Source organism: Microvirga pudoricolor (assembly GCF_016892705.1).
In the GTDB taxonomy this organism is placed as follows: domain Bacteria; phylum Pseudomonadota; class Alphaproteobacteria; order Rhizobiales; family Beijerinckiaceae; genus Microvirga; species Microvirga pudoricolor.
Map to the genome: position 1 here is coordinate 143293 of NZ_JAFEMB010000002.1, position 17359 is coordinate 160651.

The window sequence follows — 17359 nt, forward strand, 5'->3', positions numbered from 1 at the left end:
TCCGGCGCCCGGCGCCGGACCGTCCCTCTAGAACGGGTTCGATCAGCCGCGCTAGCGCATCGCCGTCCGCTGCCGCCGCTCGTTCGGCAGCATCGAGTAATGGGCCCGCTTCGCCTCGTACATGCGCAGGTCCGCCCTTTTGACGACCTCTTCCAGCCTCTCCCCAGGCTCGCTGGTGGCCGCCCCCATCGCCATGCTGAGCCCCGGCCCAGAATAGAACTGGTTGTTGATCTCGATGAGGCCCGCGAGTGCTTCCATGGTCACGGCCCCGTCGCGCTCGTCGGTGCCCGGCAACAGGATGGCGAACTCGTCCCCGCCGATCCGCGCGGCGCAGCCGGGACTTTCGATGAGCTTCTCCAGCACCTCTCCGGCCCGCCGTAGCATCGCGTCGCCGGCCGCATGGCCGAGCCCATCGTTGGCTTCCTTCAATCCATTGAGATCGATGGCGATGACGGTGACAGGGAACGGGCCCTTGCGCTCGAGCCGGTTGAGCTCGTCGGCATAGAAGGAGCGGTTGTAGAGCTTGGTCAGCGGGTCGTGATTGCCGAGAAACTCCAGATAGGCTTCGGCTTTCTTCCGGGCGGTGATGTCCGTCAGGGCGATCTGCACCAGGGACCAGTCGCTCTCGTGGCCGGGCAGCACCGAAAACTGGAGATGAAGGTGGATGGCCTCGCCTCCGAGCGAATAGTTCACGACCTCCCGTTGCTGGAACAGCTTGCCGTTCCAAAGATCCACCAGCTGCTCCCGGAAGGGCTCGTGCATGTCGCCCCGGAACACCTCCTTGAGGTTTCTCAGCAGGCTGGCCTTGTCCGGCGCGCCGAACAGGTCGAGGGTGTGCCGGTTAACGTCGAGGACGACGATCTCGGCCATGCAGCGCTCGACGAATTCCGGGTGAACGTCCGTGAAGACCCGGAAATCGACGATTCCTTGCGCCCTCACAGTGTCCAGGAGACCCTTGATGGCGCTGAAGTCCTCGACCCAAAGCGAAACCGGCGAATGCTCGAACAGGCCGCGGGCATATTCCTCGCTCCGCGCGAGTCCTCGCCGGGCGGTCTCGCGCTCGGTGACATCTTCCGTCGAGACCAGAACCTGCTCCCAGGTGCCTTCATGGCCGGGAAGGATGCTGCCCTTCAGCTGAATGTCCAGGCGCCGGCCCGATATGGTGTAGTTGACCGCCTGGCTGACGAATTCGGTGCGGCCCTCCCAGAGCTGGACCAGCTCCTCGATATGGGTCGTCAGCATGTCGCGGGTGAAGATCCGGTCGAGATTCCCCACGAGGTCGGGCAGGTCCCGCGCCTCGAACAGGTTAAGCGTGCGGTCGTTCACCCGCAGCACCCGGATCCGGTCGGAGCAGGCTTGGACGCGGCTCGAATCCTCGGAGAGGAAATCCCGCAGGGATGTCACGCCATCCCGGCGCCATTGCTCGAAGAGCTCCCGGATCCCACTGTAATCCTCCAGCCACAGGGGCACCGGAGCCAGTTCGAACATCCCCATGTCCGCTACCTGCCCGAGAGCCCTCTGAGACGCCGCAACGGTATTTTCCGCAGGATTCATGAAATCTATCCGGCCCTGACCATTAATCCGGCCGGTCATCGCTGAGCCGGCCGCAATGACAAGTCTCTATCAGGTTCAGGTTTAAAATATGATCGACGGTGCAGCCACCGGCCATCGGCCAGCCGCCCGCGGGCAGCAAAAAGGGCGGTTCACAAACCGCCCTTGACCAGGATTGAGGGCATTCGGCCCTTGGCGTTTACTTCTTCCGGGAGCCGCCGCGCTTGGTATTCAGGAGTTCCTTGATGGCCTTGGCCTGCTCGAACTTTAGGTTCTTGGACGCGGCGATCTTCACGGGCTCGCCGGTCTGCGGGTTGCGGCCCTTGCGCGCCTTGCGATCGGCGACCTTGAACTTGCCGAAGCCGAAGATCGCCACTTCCTCGCCGCGCTTGGCGGCCTCGGAGATGCGGTCGAAAATGCCCTCCACGAGGTCCCGGGCGAAGGTCTTGGTCAGCTCGTGCTCTTCGGCAATGGCGTCGATCAGATCGTTCTTGTTCATCAGCTTCCCCTATGGGCTAAATCCGAAGGTCCGTCTTGACCGATTTTGTCGACGGGTCAAGTTATCGCTACGTCATTTTATCCCATATCCGCCCTGAAATGCGCGGGAAGCGGGCTGTTTCGAGGGAGATGTCCGCGAGGGCCAACCCCGACGGATAAGAAACATCCACCAAGGTCCGACGACCCGTTAGAGCGATGTTATTAGGCATATTGTCCTTGAGACGAGCCGTCCGAGGGCACCTGTCACGCCATAATCCCTCGGGGTTAACTCCCGAGATGCGGCCATAAGCAACGTCGGGATACCTAAGGATCATTTAATCTTACGTTAATAAAGTTAATATCCAGCCAAGCCTAAAGTTAAACTCATAAGAATGTAGGCAGTGCCAACTTTAGTCTCACCAGGGGGTCAGCGGGCCGTGCATACATCGTCGGAAGTCGTGATCCCATCTAAGCTCCCAGGGCTACTCCGCTATTGGCAATCCTTCCTTAAACGTTCGGCTCAGGGCCGGAGAGCGTCGGGACGGCGGGCGGGCACGCCCGTCAGATCGTCCTGGCGGTCGCCCGCCTTGCCTCTGCCGCGCCAGGAGAGCGGAGCTCCTCAGGTCGCTGGCGACCCCAGGCCCGCCGTCAGCCGCACCCCCCACCCGGGTTCGGTGGCGCCGGATTCGTCTCCCGCATCCCTGGATCGGGTGCTGCGCGATCTCGCGCGGGCCCATGAGGCGCGGACGGGAACGCGGGTGTACTGCGCGGTCACGGACCTGCCTGAGCACCTGCCGATGATCGTGCAGACGACGGTTTGCCGCTTCATTCGCGAAAGCCTGGACCTCGCCTGCGAGCAAGCTTGCGCCAACGATCATAGGGTTTCCGTCTGGTGGGACGGCACCTCCCTCATGGTCGAGATCAAGGACGAGGGAGCATGGCCTCCGGTTGCGAAGGAGCCGGAGCGCCCGGTTCGTCTCGGCTTGGTCGGGCCTTGGGATTTGGACAGCGTCAGACATAACGAAAAAGACTGACGAGAACACGACCGGCAACAACACTCATGGGCCAGCGATCGGCGGCCCGACATCGAATGCGGGGAACTACATGACCAACAAAATGCGCGTCGCCGTCATCGACGACCACCCACTCTACCGAAGCGGCGTCGTCTACACCCTTGAGAGCCAGCCGGACATCGAGGTGATCGCTCAGGGTACGAGCGCCTCGGACGCGCTTCACGTGGCATCCGCCCTTTCGCCGGACGTCCTGATCCTGGACGTCAACGTTCCGGGCGGCGGCCCGTCCTGCCTGACGCAGCTGACGACCCATTGTCCGATGGTGAAGGTTCTCATCCTGGGCAAAACGGGCGAGGGTGCAGAGGTCTGCGACGCCTTGCGCAACGGCGCCTCGGGCTACATCCTGAAGGGCACGAGCCCGGACGAGCTGGTGCAAGCGGTCCGCGGCCTCGGTCGGGGCGAGGGCTACGTGTCCCCTGCCCTCGCAGCCAAGCTGCTGGCGCAATCCGGGCCCTCCCAGCCCTCGAGCGAGATGCAGGACCGGCTCATTCATCTCAGCGGTCGTGAAGCTCAGATCCTGTCCATCCTGGGATCGGGCCTCAGCAATCGGGAGATCGGCGACAAGCTCGATCTCAGCGAGAAGACGATCAAGCACTACGTGACCGGTATTCTTCAGAAACTGAAGGTGCGCAACCGCGTCGAGGCGGCCATCCTGGCTTCCGAGCATGTTCCGCAGCAACCGACCCTGCACTCCTGAGCGGCGACCTAGAGGGCGAGACACATCTGTGGGGCGGGCGACAAGGCTGACTCGTGCGCGAGCAGCCAACGCTTGCGTTCGATTCCCCCACCATAGCCCGTCAGCGCTCCATCCGAACCGATGACCCTGTGGCAGGGAACGACGACCCCGATGGGGTTGGCCCCATTGGCGAGCCCGACGGCCCGGACGGCCGAGGGGCGGCCGATCCGCCGCGCCAGTTCACCGTAGGAAATCGTCGTTCCAGGCGGGATGGATCTCAGCGCGGTCCAGACCTCGCGTTGGAAGGGCGTGCCGGCCGTCTCCACGGGCAGCGCCTCGATGGCACGGAGATCACCGTCGAAATAGGCTCCAAGAGCCGTGGACAGTCCCCCGGGATCGTCCCGTCGCTCCAGCGCGTATTGGCCTTCTCCATAATGAAGACGCAGCAGGCGGGCGAACCGAGGCTCGTGCTCCGTCCAGTCCACCGATCGCAGGCGCCCGCCGTCGTCGGCCAGCAAAACCAGCTCCCCGATGGGGGTCTCCATGCGATCCATGTAAAAGCGCAGAATGCTCATGGCCCCCTCGAAACGAGCGACGCCCCTGCATTCTGAACCCTGGCCGAGCACTGCACCAGGGGGCGCCGGCCGGATCCACCGGATCCTACGCTCCACGACGAAAGAGGGGTCCCAAGGGCCCCCTCTCATCGCGTTCAGGTCTCGTTCGTGTCCAAGCCGTGCAGGCGATCAGACGACGAAGAAGTCCTTATAGGTCATCTTCAGGTTCGGCTTGAGGGTCGCGATCTGAACCTGTGCGGCGGCACCCGTGCCGTCGCGATCATAGTACAGCGCGCCATTCGACGAATCGTAGATGATGCGGTCGTCGGCATCGTGCGCCTCGGCACCCTTCCAGAAGGCGCCGGCCTTCAGCTGGGTCGGGTTCTCCATGGTGCCCTTGCCCAGTCCCTTGAAGACCTTGTCGTCGAGCCAGACGGAGTCGTCGCGGACCTTGAAGTCCGTGATCCGAGCAATGTTCGGCTCTCCCTTCAGGGATTGGTGGAAGATGAACGCGTCCTTGCCGGCGCCGCCGGACAGGATGTCGTTGCCCAGGCTGCCGAAGATCTTGTCGTCCCCGGCCCCGCCATAGAGCTTGTCGCGTCCGAGGCCGCCCATGAGCTGATCGTTGCCGGCCTCGCCGTAAAGCACGTCGTTGCCAGACCCGCCGAACAGCATGTCGTCTCCGTCGCCGCCGCGCAGGCGGTCGTTGCCGGATTCGCCGTACAGGCGGTCGTTGCCGGAGCGCCCGAACAGCAGGTCGTTTCCGGCGCCGCCGAACAGCGCGTCGTTCCCGACCCCGCCGTCGAGAGTGTCGTTCCCGCTCATGCCGTCGATGCCGTCATTGCCAAGGCCGAGGCCGATGTAGTCGCCCTCACCGAGGACGATCCGGTCGGCGCGCCCCGTCCCGCTGAAGAACGTGTCCACGATGCCGTTGCCGCCGGTTCCACCGCCGCCACCGCCGCCAGGCGGATTCGCCGGGTCGGACGGGGGTGAGCCCGGATCGGACGGAGGAGGTGTGGGCACGTTACCGTTGACCGACACGACCACCTTGTCGTTACCGCCGCCGCTGTCGCCGAAATAGAGATACTTCGCGCCGGACGTGATGGCCTGCGCCAGAGTGAACGTCAGGAGTCCACCCTCGCCAAGCGAGATGGAGCCATTGTCGCTGCTTCGGGTGCCATCCAAATCGCCGAGGGTCGCCTTGGACGGGTCGTAGACGTCCTGAGTCGTCCCGAACAGATAGGGCGCGTCCCACTCTCGCGGGTCACCGGACTGGTAAGCCTGACGATAACCCGGGCTGAACAGCACACCTCCGGCACTGTAGTCGAAGACCGGATCGCCGGTGAGCGTCGCGACTGAGTCGGCTCCGTTGGTCAGGGTGCTCGAGACCTTCACGAAGTCGAGGTCGAATCCGGAAGCGGCACCAGTGCCGCCCGAAGTGACGCTGTCATCCTTGAAGGTGATGCTCAAGATTTCGCTCAGGCCACTCTGGCTGAGATCGATCCGGTAGATACCGGTTTCGCCGTACTTGCCGACAAGAACTGGCGTCAACGTAGCAGTAACCATGACACTCCTCGATGAACTGACGTTTCCCCGCATTCGTGCCATCTATACTGGTGTTTCTAGAGTATTAGTTTCAACTGCTCATAATCTCCCCATCAGATGTGAACTACTATTTTCATTTGATAGGATTACTACTGAAGTATTTCTATGCAGCAGAATAACTTATCCTCAAGAGACAGGAACGGAATCGCCTTCAACCCGAAGAGTGCAGCTGCCGAGGGGATGCGATCCGCTGTCCCTTCCCGGCATCGCGGGAAAGTTGCAAAGGATTGGCCGATGACGAGGACGCCGATGAGTCGCAAAACCATCATTTGCCTGGGCTGCGCATTCTGGGACACCATTTTCAAGGTCGATCGCATCCCCGGCCATGGAACCAAACTGCTGCCGGAAATCGCCGTTCAGGCCGCTTCCGGGATGGCGACTGCGGCGGCCGCCACCTTGGCGCGCCTCGGTGCTCCCGTGCAGCTCTGGGCGCGCGTGGGGAGCGACCCGACCGGCGAGACCTTCCTTCGCGACATCGGGCATGAGGGTGTGGACGTTGCCCGGGTCCGACGCATCGACGGGGCCAGAACGGCCTTCTCGACCGTACTGGTCGATCCATCGGGGGAAAGGCTCGTGGTCCCTTACACGGATCCGAGCCTCCAGACGGATCCGAGCTGGCTTCCCCTCGAAGAGGTCCCGGCGGCCGCGGCCGTCCTAGTGGATGTACGTTGGCTCGAAGGCGCCGAATCGCTGATGCGGGAAAGCCGCCACCATGGTGTCCCCGCCATTCTCGACGCGGACGTCGCACCGCCGGACATTCTGCGACGGCTGATTCCGCTGGCCGATCACGTGCTCTTCTCCGAACCGGCTCTGGCGTCTCTGACAAACGCCGGGGATTCCCGTACGGCACTGCTGGAGATGGCGCGTTCCAGCGAGGCTGAGGTCATCGGCGTGACCCTGGGAGAGCACGGGGCTCTGGTCTGGGAACGAGCGCGGCCTGACGAGATCCGGTCTTTCCCGGCACCATCCATCCAGGCTGTCGACACGCTCAATGCGGGTGACGTCTGGCACGGGACCTATGCGTTTGGCCTCGTCTCCGGCTGGTCTCTCGAGACCAGGGTGCTGATGGCGAACGTGGCGGCCGCGATGAAGTGCGAGAGCTTTGGAGGCAGGCTCGGGGCGCCGACCCTTTCCCAGCTCGTCGAGCGGAGCGGCCGCGAGTTCCCAGGGTGCGGGCTCACGGAACCGCTACCGACACAGTACCTTTAATCGAAGTAAAGATCGTCCTCGATGCGAGACATTTCATCGCGCATCCCGAGCATACAAGACATATCATTACGCCTTGCAATCAATTAGATGAAAGCTAATAAGACTGTTTTCCGCAATGCATGTTCATTTGGGCCGGATTGGCGACCATGGTTCGCAAACTCGACGATCAAATCAAGTCCGAGCAGAATAAAGTCGTCGGTTTTGGGTGGGCTGTACTGGCTTTTACTCTGATCGCGATCGTGCTCGTCTATATTTGGCTCGACGACCCGCTACAGATCGAAAGCATGCTGGGCCTCGCGCCGGAGGCGGAGTGAGGCCCAACCAAGCGGCAGCGGGGAGGCTATTTGACGGCCGGATGGTCGGCCTGCAATCCGCCGGCCGGGCCGAGGCGCCAGCGCTCCGGCGCGATGAAGACCCGACGCCTGCGCTCCGCCTCGAAGGCCTGGGGCGGGCGTGAATTGTCGATGAATTTCCCGATCTGCTCCTGGAAATCGGCCCCGTTGCGCCAGAAGCCCACATTCACGAAGGTGGTCCAATTCGGATCGAGGTTCCACACCATCCACGGATACTGCTTCTGATCCTCGACGCGGCTGAGATATTCGCCGATGAGGCCTGTCCGGTCCTTGATGGTGGCCTGCGTGGACCAGTAATCGAGAAATTCCTTCTCACGCCCCTTCTTGATGCGCCACTCGACGAGAACGATACGGATGGGCGTCGTATCGGGAGCCGTAACGGTGGGTGCCGGCTGCCGCGGGATCGGCCTCGGAGCTTCCTGCGCCAGGCCGGCGCCCGGGAAAGCGAGCAGCGCTAAAGCAAGTCCCGAAGCGGCTATCCGATGTGCGCGTTGCGCTCGTGCGAAGTCGAAAGCTATCCCAAACACTTGTGCCCCCAAGATGTTGTCGTCGGAATTGTCAGGGAGATCGCCTCGAAAGGCAAAGCTAATTTCCGGTTGTAGTCTGGAACCTTGCAGCCCCTCACAGCCTTGACGATCCCCATTCCTTCCTTTCCATGTCTGACGGCGGTATGACACTCCGCCATAAGGGTTAGAGCTTGAGCGATCGCGTCGAATATTGGTGGGTGACCTGGCATTCGGACGTTCAACCCGCTGAAGTCGTCTTCCGGGGCGGCATTCCCTTTCATGTCCGGCTGATCGGATCCGCGGATGTCATTTCCGCGACGGACATCGACCTGATGGAGCGCCTCCCGCTGGCACCGGCGCCCGTCATTCGCGAGAAGACGGTGGAGGCGCCGGCGGAATCGGATCGCTCCATCAAGCTTCTTTGGCTCATCGGCTTCATCGTCATCACCCTGATCCTTTGGTTTTCCGGCAACCTGTTCGACGCCATCAAGTGAGCTCGTCCCGGCATCGTTGAGACGGCCGACAAAGCCGCCGGATGTGAAGCGCTTCACATCCGGCGGACCGTTTCGGTGCGACCATGAAGGTCCGAGGTACGTCCCCACCTCGGATGGGCGCTCCGTTCTCCCTTGGCGCCTTTCCTCTGTGAGGTCGCGTCGACCTCGACTTCGGGCCGCCGCCTGCCGGTGGCCCTTTTTTTGGCCGGCCCTTCCCACGAGGTGGATCGAGCAGGTCCGTCTAACCCGAATGCAACCGGGGCGACTTTCTTCCAGGGTCGAGCTATGGTTTCTTTACGGAACCTGATGCTAGGCTTGCGTCAGGGTCACTGACCTAGAGGAATTTCGATGCCTTCCCTGCTTTCAGCCGCTCTCGTCGCCGCCTCTCTGGTCATCCCCGTCGCCGAAGGTCTGCCGGCGTTCCCGACCAGGGCCACCTGCGAGACCGGCATCCGCGCCATGGGAATCGACGCGGGCCAGTCCGTGCAGCAATGCGTCACCGACGAGACCTCGGCGCGCGCCGACATCGAACGGGAATGGGCGCAGTATCAACCTGCCCTGCGCGAGCGCTGCGTGGCCGAAACCCAGATCGACGGAAGCCCCAGCTACGTCGAGGTTCTGGAGTGCCTTCGGATCGGCGCCAACAAGTCGCCGCAATAAGCCGGCGCCGCACGCCCCCGAACGCGCAAAGGCCTCGCTCGTGGGAAGCGAGGCCTCTCTGCGGTGCGGAAGCCATTAGGCTTCGGTCGAGGGTGATCAGTCCTGCCATGGCGCGCCGTATGGAATGACGATAGGCCGAAGCGCGGCGGCATTCCATTCAGCTTTCGGATATCATCCGAAGGTCCGAAATTGATTGCCCGTTCAAGCGCCAAGGCCCGCCGGCGGGGCCGGCGCTAGGGCTCGACATGCGCGGCATGAGCGATGCGTGCAGCGGCGTTATGCATCGTGATGTTGCGGTCCACGCCGATGGCCTGCCAGATTCCGATGTCCCGCACGGTTTGCCAGCCGCCGGGCAACCTCGCCTCCTCGGGAATGCCGTGGAGCGGACAGCCGGCGGCGCTGAGGCGGGCCCGCCTGCGGTCGACGATGGCGAGAAGGTCCTGCCAGGGGCCGACGACCCAGTGTGCGGCAGCGTCGAAGGCTTCGACGTCACCGGCGAAGATGGCGGCCTCGTAGGGGCCGAGTTCGGCCTCGAGAGCTCCGGTGGCCGTCTGGATGTCTTGGGCGGCGGCATAACGCTCCGCGGCGCAGTCCTCGGCGGAAGCGCCTGTCGAGAGAATCGCCGTGGCGAAGAACGCGGATGCGATCGCGAAACAGTACGGACGCATGACTTCCTCCTCTGGAAGAAACATCGGTCATGCTGTCCCCGGGCGCGTTCGCGCTTGCATTCGAAAATACCACAGCTTGTCGCGGGCCGGAACCGGCGCGGCGTCCCGCCGAGAGGAAAGCATCCCGGTCCCGGGTGCCGCGGTCTCGGTCACGACGTCCACCATTTCCGCACGTCTTGCCCAAGGATGGGGCAATCCGCGTGATCCCGTCATTGGCCTGTCACGAGCGCCGGGTTAGCGTTCAGGTGTTGCGGGGGCACTTCGCGACATTCACGCGCCAGCCGGAGCGGATCCTCCATCTACCGGCTGGCGCGACCATCGGTTTCCAGACCTTTGCCGCCAGAGCGGCGGCGAAGGTCCGATCGGTGGGGCAGGCGGCACGGATGTACTGCCCCTGCCCCACCTTTCATTCCCTTCATCCGCCAATCCCCCGCCATCCGTTTCCGCGAGCGAGCCATGCGGGGTGCGCCACGGCACGCCCGGCCGTTTCGCTTCGCCTATGGTCCAGCTAGGCATTTCCGCCTAGGACGTCGGGGCGATACATCCATGGCAAGGCAGGTCAACCGGGGCGAGATCGGCACGCTCGAAAGTTTCTCCGTCGGGCTCCTCGACGACAGGGACGTGATGGCCGTCATTTCCTTCGCGCGCAGCATCGAAGACTTCATATGTGGGGAATGGCGGCATGAGGGCATCAGCATGTCGGCCCATCAGGCCCGCGCTCTGGCGCAGGCTCTCCTGCTGGCCGCCCAGACGGCCGACATGGGACCGACGCCGACGGCCGTGTGCTCGTGAACGACACCTCCAGCCCGTGGTAGTTCTTTGTAGGGTCATGGACCCAAGATCTGGCGATTCAGGCTAAGTATTAAAGGAGCCCCAAGCCGCGCTATACTTGCGTCGCATCGAGATGTCAGGGGTTTGGCATGGCGGACGAGACTTGGATCGATGAGTTCATTCTGGAGGTGAAGAAGCTCGCCTACGACATGCCTGTTCCGAACCCCTATACGCCGATGCTGCTCTCCCATTGTCTTGCGGCCGAGCGCAAGCGGCGGGAGGAGATCTTCGAAATCGAGGATGCCAGGTTCCGGTCTCTCTGCGACGTGCTGAGCACGCTGGCGGCGGACAGCAGGGGTGGTCGGGACGTGGAACGCGAATCTGTTCGGGAGCATGTCACCTCCCCTTGAAGGATCGAGGCAGCGTACCCATATCAGCCTCGACCCGGTCGCGATCTCACGCTTGACCGGAGACGGCCACGAGCCGAGACGATGACGCCGGATGTACGCGCATCGTTTCGCTTCCGTGGCCGTTGTCGTTTCAGACCCCCTCCCCACCCCGCTGTCCTTTGCGATACGGCTAAGGTTATATTTCCAAATGGCCTAGCTTCCGCTAGGAAAACATCCTGTTCGTTCCGATAGGATGCGTCCATGAAGCTCTTAGGCATTGTCTTCGGGGCCTGCGCCGCCCTGATATCCTCCGCCGCGATGGCGGCCTGCAACGACGCCGGCCGATGCTTCGATCAGTGGGGCAACATGATCCCGACGGCGCAGGAGAGGCGCTTCGACGAGCAGGGGCGGATGCGTGTCAACATCGCCAACGAGACCCGGCACAGCTTCGATGCCCAATGGGTCTATCGCCGGGACCGCAACGGGCATCTCTGGGCGCACAGCGCCGCAACGGGCGTCTCGTTCAACTACGATACGGGACAATACGTGATGGCGGGCGATCCCGTCCGGCGCTAGAAGCAAGGCTTGCCCGACACTTGGCGGTTACTGTATTGCATCCTGGGTCAGAGCGTGAGCCCCAAGCCATGAAGATCCTGTCAATCGCCTGCGCGGTATCATGCCTTGCCGCGCCCGCCCAAGCGCAAACGACCGGGCCGGCCAACACCCTCCAGGACATGAGGCCTGCCCTGTGGGCCTGCTGGCAGCCGCCGGAGGGCGTATCCCACTTCCAGGTCACGGTGGTGTTTACGCTCACCCGCAGCGGGAGCGTTCTCGGAAAGCCCCGCATCACCTATTCCAGGTTCAGCGGCGACGCGGACGAGCAGAGACGGATCATGAGCGCGATCCTCGGCGCCCTGGACGCCTGCACGCCCGTGAATGTCACCGACAGCCTCGGAGGCGCCATCGCAGGGCGGCCCTTCACCATGACGTTCACGCCCCGGTCCTATCGGAGCTGACCCCCCCGCGCCGCCCCGGGGCTCTCATCATGGATACTCCCGGGACGGCGCCTCCTGCGCCGATCAATGCATCGGGGGGATGTTCTGGTTCATGCGAAACAGGTTGTGCGGATCATAGCGCCCCTTGATCTGGGACAGGCGCCGGAAATTCGATCCGTACACCTTCTCGATCCGGTCCGTTTCGTCTTCGGGCATGAAGTTCACGTAGGCGCCGCCGGTGGCGTAAGGCTCCAGGGCCCGGAACAGCCGCCGGGCCCAGCCGATGCAGGCGTTATCGTGTCGGCTCTCCTGCCAGCGGGTGTGAACGTTCATGGTGAAATGGGCGTTCCGGTGCGTGTAGGCCGTCGCGTTCTCCGGGACCCGGCTCATGGCGCCGCTGAGATGCCCGATGAAGACCTCGCATTCCGGGCCGGGCAGGGTTCGGATGGCCTCGACGAACTCGGCCACGACCTCATCGGACAGATCCATGAAGTCGTGGCTTTTCCAATAGTTGCGGGCCCCGGTCGTCAGGAGCGGATCGAAGATCGCCTGCCAATCCACGAAGGCCATGGGACCCACGATGTCGGCGATCGGCCGACCGAGCGAGCGCAACTCCCGCGTGGCCTCCTCGCCCTGATCGAGGCTGCCCCCATAGCACATGGCCAGCACCAGAATCTCGCGGCCGTGCCATTCCGGCGGCAGGAACGGCAAGGGCGGAGCCTTTCGCATGACCACCCAGCAGGTCAGCTCCTCGGGAGCCCGGCGCGCAATCTCGCGGTAGGCGCGCAGGATCGCCTCGGCGTCTTCGAAGGGGTGCACGACAAGGCCGGCCGTGACCTGCGGCCCCATGGGATGAAGCCTGAACTCGAAACTCGTCACGACACCGAAATTGCCGCCGCCCCCGCGAATGGCCCAGAACAGGTCCGGGTGCTCGCCCTCGCTCACGTGCACGAAACTTCCATCCGCCAGTACCATGTCGGCGGAGATCAGGTTGTCGATGGTCATGCCGAACATGCGCGAGGTCCAGCCGAAGCCGCCCCCCAGGGTCAGGCCCGCGATGCCCGTCGTCGAATTGATGCCCATCGGCAGAACGAGTCCGAAGGCCTGGGTTTCCCGGTCGACGTCCTGCAGGAGCGCGCCGGGCTCGACCCACGCCCGACGCGACACCGGGTCGACCCGAACGGAGTTCATGAGCGTCAGGTCGATCTGCAGGCCACCGTCGCAGACCGCGTTCCCGGCGATGTTGTGGCCACCTCCGCGCACGGAGAGCACGAGGTCGTTCTCGCGTGCGAAGTTCACGGCCCGCATCACATCGGCGGCGCCTTCGCAACGCACGACGAGGCCCGGCGAGCGGTCGATCATGCCATTCCAGATCGTGCGGGCCTCGTCGTAGCCGTCCTCGTCCTTCAAGCAGGCACGTCCCCGCAACTGGCCGCGGAGCATCGTCAGCCCGTCCTCCGGGATTTTGGTCTGGTCGCCTTTGACTGTTCTGATGAGAAGGTCGGTCATCGTCTTTCTCCCGTTCCGGAGCCGGTGATCGGCTCCGCCGTATTCGGATCGGGGATCCGAACCCTGCCGGGCGCAGCCCGCACCCGGCGAAACTGACGAAAACGAGACTACAAGGTTAATCCTGCCTATATCGGATAATAATCTTGCAGGTTAGATGAGATATTTATCCCTATTCGAGCGAAAGGATCGTAATATTTCGCACATCACGTGCACCAATATTTGATATCAATGTTCATGATGAAACGACAAAATCCCTAACTCTCGTAAATCTGATCCGCCATTACTGATGCAGGTGCCAAAGCGCACTTCCAGCGAGCTTCGACAGGTCCAAGCTCCGGGCACGACAAAGAGTGATTCCGCCAGAAGGGGTTGTGTCATGTGCTTCATCACCAAAAACACGATCCGCAGGGAAGATGCCGGCCTTGAGCGCATCCGGATCCCGGTCCTCTCAACCCTGATCGCGGCGCTGGCCCTGGTGAGCGTGGTGTCGACGATCCTGACGATCTGGGAATAGCCGCGAAACCGCGACGGCACCGATATTGACCTGACGTCTCTTATGACGAGGATGCATCTCCCCTGCCCGACCTCGGCAGGACGAGGAGACCTGCGTGACCGATCCCGTTCCGGTGCTGTCCGTCGAAAAGCTGACTCTTGGGCTTCCCGGTCTTGCGGACCGCCGGCATGCCATTCAGGACCTGTCCTTGGCGATCATGCCGGGGGAAACGCTGTGCGTGGTGGGTGAGTCCGGGTCCGGCAAATCCATGACGGCGATGGCCACCATCGGTCTCCTGCCGCGCGGCGTGAACGTGCTCTCCGGCGGAATCCGCCTGGCCGGACGGGATTTGCTGTCGCTCACGGAAGCGCAATGGTGCGATGTGCGCGGCCGCGATGTCGGCACCGTCTTCCAGGAACCGATGACGTCCCTCAACCCGGTGATGCGCGTCGCGGACCAGATCGCCGAGACGTTCCGGGCCCATGGTCTGCTGAACCCGGCCGAGCGGGACCGGCGCACCCTGTCGCTTTTGAGCGAGGTCAATCTGCCGAACCCGGAGTTGATCGCCCGTGCCTATCCCCACGAATTGTCGGGCGGGCAGCGCCAGCGGGTGATGATCGCCATGGCGCTGGCGCTCGAGCCTAAGCTTCTGATCGCCGATGAGCCCACGACGGCCCTGGACGTCACCACGCAGGCACAGGTGCTCAAGCTGATCGACAATCTTCGGCACAAGAAGGGCACGGCCGTCCTGTTCATCACCCATGATTTCGGCGTGGTGGCGGAGATCGCCGACCGGGTGGCGGTGCTCCAGAACGGTGTGCTGGTGGAACAGGGACCGGTGGATCAGATCCTGCACCGGCCCGAGCATCCGTACACCCGGCGCCTCCTGGCCGCCGTTCCGTCCCTTACGCCGCCTCCGCCCAAGGCCCTTACGGGCGAGCCGATCTCCATCAAGGTGGATGCGCTCACCAAGACGTACGGCGGAAGGGGCTGGCCGCGCAAAAGCCGGGAGGTGCAGGCGGCCGACGCGGTCTCCTTCGAAATCCGGCGCGGCGAGACCCTGGGTCTCGTCGGCGAATCCGGGTCCGGCAAGTCGACCGTCGGCCGCTGCGTCCTCAGGCTCGTCGAGCCGGACGGTGGCAGCATCACCATCGGGGATGTGGCCTTCGGCGCCCTCACCCAGCGCCAGCTGCGACCCGAGCGGCGGCGAATCCAGATGGTCTTCCAAGACCCCTTTGCGTCGCTCAATCCTCGCCGCACCGTCGGGCAGATCATCGCGGAGGGACCCATCACCCAGGGAGAGACCCCGTCGAAGGCTCTCGACCGGGCCCGCCGCCTCCTGGATCAGGTGGGTCTCAGCGAAAGCGCCGTGGACCGCTATCCGCACGAGTTCTCCGGTGGCCAGCGCCAGCGCATCGGCATTGCCCGGGCGCTCGCCATGCGGCCGGACGTCCTGGTGGCCGACGAGGCGGTATCCGCCCTCGACGTATCCGTGCAGGCGGAGATCCTGAAGCTGATCAGAGGCCTGCAGGCCGAGTTGGGCCTGGCGATCCTGTTCATCACCCACGACCTACGGGTGGCGGCCCAGCTGTGCGACCGGGTGGCAGTCATGCAAAAAGGCCGGATTGTGGAGATGGCCGAAACCGCGCAATTGTTCGCCAGCCCGAAGGACGCCTATACCCGTCAACTCCTGGCAGCCGTTCCCGGCGCCGAGCGGATGGGTTAGGCGAACCGCCTTTCGGCCCCACCGATCAAGCAAGAACGCCTCAGGAAGGAAAAGCCCGTGAACGATCAGCTTCGCCAGCCCGTCGCACCGGACATGGTCCATGCCAACATCATCGGCGGCCAGGACGTGGAGGCCTCGGACGGAGACCTGCTCGACGTGCTGTCGCCCGCGGATGGGCTCCTCCTCGCTCGCATCGCTTCGGGAACCGCCCGCGACGTGGACGCCGCCGTGAAGGCGGCCCGAGCGGCCTTCGAGGGCGCCTGGGGTCGGCTGACCGCCACGGAACGGGGTCGCCTGCTGATCAAGCTCGCCCATGCCGTGGAGGCGGATGTCGAGACGCTGACGCTGCTGGAGACCCGGGACGTCGGCAAGCCTCTGGCGCAGTCCCGCGCCGACGTGACGGGCCTGGCGCGCTACCTCGAATATTACGGCACCGCCGCTGACAAGCTCCATGGCGATGTGATCCCTTATCTCGGCACCCATTTCGTGGGCGTCGAGCGGGTCCCGTTCGGGGTCACGGGGCATATCGTCCCCTGGAACTATCCGATGCAAATCTTCGGCCGTTCCGTTGGCGCGGCCCTCGCGGCTGGGAACGCCACGGTGGTCAAGCCCGCCGAGGACGCCTCGCTCACCATCCTGCGGGTCGCAAAGCTTGCCCGCGATGTGGGCTTCCCGCAGGGCGCCCTCAACGTGGTGACGGGCCTCGGCCGGACTGCGGGCGCGGCGCTGACCTCCCATCCGGGGATCGATTTCATCTCCTTCACGGGCAGCCCCGAGACCGGAACGGCGGTGCAGACGGCTGCGGCCCAGAACCATGTCGGCGTGACCCTGGAGCTTGGCGGCAAGTCGGCCCAGGTGGTGTTCGACGATGCGGACATCGAGCGGGCCCTCCCCGTCCTGGTCAACGCCATCATCCAGAACGGCGGTCAGACCTGCTCGGCGGGCAGCCGCCTTTTGATCCAGCGCGGCATCTTCGACGACGTGGTGAACGCGGTGGCCGCGCGCTTCAAGGCGCTGCGGGCGGGTCATCCCGAGCGGAGCCCCGACCTCGGTCCTATGATCAACCAGGCCCAGCAGCGCCGGGTGGAGAAATACCTCGAAAAGGCCCGCCAGGACGGTCTGACGGTCGCGGGCGAAGGCGGAATCGCGGCGGATGCGCCCTCGGGAGGCTACTACGTGCCCGCGACCTTCCTGGCTCCGGTGCCGCACGAGAGCACCCTGTCCCAGGACGAGGTGTTCGGTCCTGTCCTCGTCGCGACCCCGTTTGACGACGAGGCCGAGGCGATCCGGCTCGCCAACGGCACGGCCTATGGGCTCGTGGCGAGCGTATGGACGCGGGACGCGATGCGGGCCACCCGCGTTGGCCGGTCCATGCGGGCGGGCCAGGTTTTCGTGAACTGCTACGGCGCGGGCGGCGGCATCGAGCTGCCCTTCGGGGGCTTCGGGAAGTCCGGCCACGGCCGTGAGAAGGGGTTCGAGGGGCTGGTCGAGTTCACCACGACCCGCACGCTGGTGATCGCGCACGGATAGCCGGGCTACCAACCAAAAAACCTCATCCTGAGGAGCGGCTTCAGCCGCGTCTCGAAGGAGGGCTCCAGCGGAGCGTTTCCGGTGCCAACTGGACCATCCTTCGAGACGAATTGCTCCGCA

20 protein-coding genes are annotated in these 17359 nt (G+C 63.9%); 13 read left to right on the top strand and 7 right to left on the bottom strand.

The window, feature by feature from the left end:
* Positions 1-51: 51 nt before the first annotated feature.
* Positions 52-1494 (bottom strand): sensor domain-containing diguanylate cyclase, encoded by a 1443-nt coding sequence (locus ILT42_RS09665; RefSeq protein ID WP_204215786.1) that lies wholly within the window; start codon positions 1492-1494, stop codon positions 52-54.
* Positions 1495-1750: 256 nt separating this feature from the next.
* Complete coding sequence (locus ILT42_RS09670; protein WP_204215378.1) at positions 1751-2050, bottom strand: HU family DNA-binding protein; 300 nt, start codon at positions 2048-2050, stop codon at positions 1751-1753.
* A 565-nt stretch (positions 2051-2615) separates the two neighbouring features.
* On the opposite strand from ILT42_RS09670, the gene ILT42_RS09675 reads away from it, so the two are divergent.
* Positions 2616-3062 carry a sensor histidine kinase gene (locus tag ILT42_RS09675; protein WP_204215380.1) on the top strand — a complete coding sequence of 149 codons (447 nt, stop codon included), beginning with the start codon at positions 2616-2618 and terminating at the stop codon, positions 3060-3062.
* Positions 3063-3132: 70 nt separating this feature from the next.
* Positions 3133-3798, top strand: a complete 666-nt coding sequence (locus ILT42_RS09680) for a LuxR C-terminal-related transcriptional regulator (RefSeq protein ID WP_204215382.1) — start codon at positions 3133-3135, stop codon at positions 3796-3798.
* A gap of 8 nt (positions 3799-3806) precedes the next feature.
* Here ILT42_RS09680 and ogt read toward each other — a convergent pair whose 3' ends face one another.
* Together ogt and ILT42_RS09690 are read right to left on the bottom strand one after the other, a co-directional pair.
* Complete coding sequence (gene ogt, locus ILT42_RS09685; RefSeq protein WP_204215383.1) at positions 3807-4352, bottom strand: methylated-DNA--[protein]-cysteine S-methyltransferase; 546 nt, start codon at positions 4350-4352, stop codon at positions 3807-3809.
* Between the two features lie 168 nt (positions 4353-4520).
* Positions 4521-5897 (bottom strand): calcium-binding protein, encoded by a 1377-nt coding sequence (locus ILT42_RS09690; protein WP_204215384.1) that lies wholly within the window; start codon positions 5895-5897, stop codon positions 4521-4523.
* Between the two features lie 288 nt (positions 5898-6185).
* Here ILT42_RS09690 and ILT42_RS09695 point away from each other — a divergent pair, with 288 nt between their 5' ends.
* Both ILT42_RS09695 and ILT42_RS09700 read left to right on the top strand, forming a co-directional pair.
* The gene (locus ILT42_RS09695) at positions 6186-7145 is read left to right on the top strand and encodes a PfkB family carbohydrate kinase (RefSeq protein WP_204215385.1); all 960 of its coding nucleotides are present in this window, start codon (positions 6186-6188) and stop codon (positions 7143-7145) included.
* Between the two features lie 146 nt (positions 7146-7291).
* Positions 7292-7459, top strand: a complete 168-nt coding sequence (locus tag ILT42_RS09700) for a hypothetical protein (protein WP_204215386.1) — start codon at positions 7292-7294, stop codon at positions 7457-7459.
* 26 nt (positions 7460-7485) lie between these two features.
* Here the strand turns inward: ILT42_RS09700 and ILT42_RS09705 are convergent, their stop codons facing one another.
* Entirely contained in the window at positions 7486-8025 is a 540-nt protein-coding gene (locus ILT42_RS09705; RefSeq protein ID WP_204215387.1) for a hypothetical protein, read from the bottom strand.
* Positions 8026-8195: 170 nt separating this feature from the next.
* Between ILT42_RS09705 and ILT42_RS09710 the strand changes: the two genes are divergently transcribed.
* Together ILT42_RS09710 and ILT42_RS09715 are read left to right on the top strand one after the other, a co-directional pair.
* Positions 8196-8498 (top strand): hypothetical protein, encoded by a 303-nt coding sequence (locus ILT42_RS09710; RefSeq protein WP_204215388.1) that lies wholly within the window; start codon positions 8196-8198, stop codon positions 8496-8498.
* Between the two features lie 348 nt (positions 8499-8846).
* The gene (locus ILT42_RS09715) at positions 8847-9158 is read left to right on the top strand and encodes a hypothetical protein (RefSeq protein WP_204215389.1); all 312 of its coding nucleotides are present in this window, start codon (positions 8847-8849) and stop codon (positions 9156-9158) included.
* 233 nt (positions 9159-9391) lie between these two features.
* Here the strand turns inward: ILT42_RS09715 and ILT42_RS09720 are convergent, their stop codons facing one another.
* Positions 9392-9826 carry a hypothetical protein gene (locus tag ILT42_RS09720; protein ID WP_204215390.1) on the bottom strand — a complete coding sequence of 145 codons (435 nt, stop codon included), beginning with the start codon at positions 9824-9826 and terminating at the stop codon, positions 9392-9394.
* Positions 9827-10372: 546 nt separating this feature from the next.
* Between ILT42_RS09720 and ILT42_RS09725 the strand changes: the two genes are divergently transcribed.
* The 4 genes from ILT42_RS09725 to ILT42_RS09740 all read left to right on the top strand — a co-directional run bounded on the left by ILT42_RS09725 (position 10373) and on the right by ILT42_RS09740 (position 12002).
* The gene (locus ILT42_RS09725; protein WP_204215391.1) at positions 10373-10618 is read left to right on the top strand and encodes a hypothetical protein; all 246 of its coding nucleotides are present in this window, start codon (positions 10373-10375) and stop codon (positions 10616-10618) included.
* A gap of 128 nt (positions 10619-10746) precedes the next feature.
* Positions 10747-11007, top strand: coding sequence for a hypothetical protein (locus ILT42_RS09730; protein WP_204215392.1), 261 nt, complete (start codon positions 10747-10749; stop codon positions 11005-11007).
* Between the two features lie 240 nt (positions 11008-11247).
* A complete protein-coding gene (locus ILT42_RS09735) occupies positions 11248-11562 on the top strand; it encodes a hypothetical protein (protein WP_204215393.1) in 315 nt (104 codons plus the stop codon).
* Between the two features lie 68 nt (positions 11563-11630).
* On the top strand, positions 11631-12002 hold the full coding sequence (locus ILT42_RS09740) for a hypothetical protein (protein ID WP_204215394.1): 372 nt from the start codon (positions 11631-11633) through the stop codon (positions 12000-12002).
* Between the two features lie 63 nt (positions 12003-12065).
* On the opposite strand, the gene ILT42_RS09745 is transcribed toward ILT42_RS09740, so the two are convergent.
* Positions 12066-13490, bottom strand: coding sequence for an FAD-binding oxidoreductase (locus tag ILT42_RS09745; RefSeq protein WP_204215395.1), 1425 nt, complete (start codon positions 13488-13490; stop codon positions 12066-12068).
* Positions 13491-13866: 376 nt separating this feature from the next.
* On the opposite strand from ILT42_RS09745, the gene ILT42_RS09750 reads away from it, so the two are divergent.
* From ILT42_RS09750 to ILT42_RS09760, 3 genes are all read left to right on the top strand, one after another.
* Complete coding sequence (locus ILT42_RS09750; protein WP_204215396.1) at positions 13867-14004, top strand: hypothetical protein; 138 nt, start codon at positions 13867-13869, stop codon at positions 14002-14004.
* 94 nt (positions 14005-14098) lie between these two features.
* A complete protein-coding gene (locus ILT42_RS09755; protein ID WP_204215397.1) occupies positions 14099-15709 on the top strand; it encodes an ABC transporter ATP-binding protein in 1611 nt (536 codons plus the stop codon).
* Between the two features lie 57 nt (positions 15710-15766).
* Positions 15767-17239: an aldehyde dehydrogenase family protein gene (locus ILT42_RS09760; protein WP_204215398.1), complete on the top strand. Its 1473-nt coding sequence runs from the start codon at positions 15767-15769 to the stop codon at positions 17237-17239.
* Positions 17240-17359 lie beyond the last annotated feature (120 nt).

Coding starts and splice junctions, on each gene's coding strand:
- ILT42_RS09670 (WP_204215378.1), bottom strand. CDS start 2,050: ATGAACAAGAACGATCTGATCGACGCCATTGCCGAAGAGCACGAGCTG.
- ILT42_RS09725 (WP_204215391.1), top strand. CDS start 10,373: ATGGCAAGGCAGGTCAACCGGGGCGAGATCGGCACGCTCGAAAGTTTC.
- ILT42_RS09740 (WP_204215394.1), top strand. CDS start 11,631: ATGAAGATCCTGTCAATCGCCTGCGCGGTATCATGCCTTGCCGCGCCC.
- ILT42_RS09720 (WP_204215390.1), bottom strand. CDS start 9,826: ATGCGTCCGTACTGTTTCGCGATCGCATCCGCGTTCTTCGCCACGGCG.
- ILT42_RS09665 (WP_204215786.1), bottom strand. CDS start 1,494: ATGGGGATGTTCGAACTGGCTCCGGTGCCCCTGTGGCTGGAGGATTAC.
- ILT42_RS09735 (WP_204215393.1), top strand. CDS start 11,248: ATGAAGCTCTTAGGCATTGTCTTCGGGGCCTGCGCCGCCCTGATATCC.
- ogt (WP_204215383.1), bottom strand. CDS start 4,352: ATGAGCATTCTGCGCTTTTACATGGATCGCATGGAGACCCCCATCGGG.
- ILT42_RS09695 (WP_204215385.1), top strand. CDS start 6,186: ATGAGTCGCAAAACCATCATTTGCCTGGGCTGCGCATTCTGGGACACC.
- ILT42_RS09745 (WP_204215395.1), bottom strand. CDS start 13,490: ATGACCGACCTTCTCATCAGAACAGTCAAAGGCGACCAGACCAAAATC.
- ILT42_RS09715 (WP_204215389.1), top strand. CDS start 8,847: ATGCCTTCCCTGCTTTCAGCCGCTCTCGTCGCCGCCTCTCTGGTCATC.
- ILT42_RS09700 (WP_204215386.1), top strand. CDS start 7,292: ATGGTTCGCAAACTCGACGATCAAATCAAGTCCGAGCAGAATAAAGTC.
- ILT42_RS09730 (WP_204215392.1), top strand. CDS start 10,747: ATGGCGGACGAGACTTGGATCGATGAGTTCATTCTGGAGGTGAAGAAG.
- ILT42_RS09680 (WP_204215382.1), top strand. CDS start 3,133: ATGACCAACAAAATGCGCGTCGCCGTCATCGACGACCACCCACTCTAC.
- ILT42_RS09690 (WP_204215384.1), bottom strand. CDS start 5,897: ATGGTTACTGCTACGTTGACGCCAGTTCTTGTCGGCAAGTACGGCGAA.
- ILT42_RS09750 (WP_204215396.1), top strand. CDS start 13,867: ATGTGCTTCATCACCAAAAACACGATCCGCAGGGAAGATGCCGGCCTT.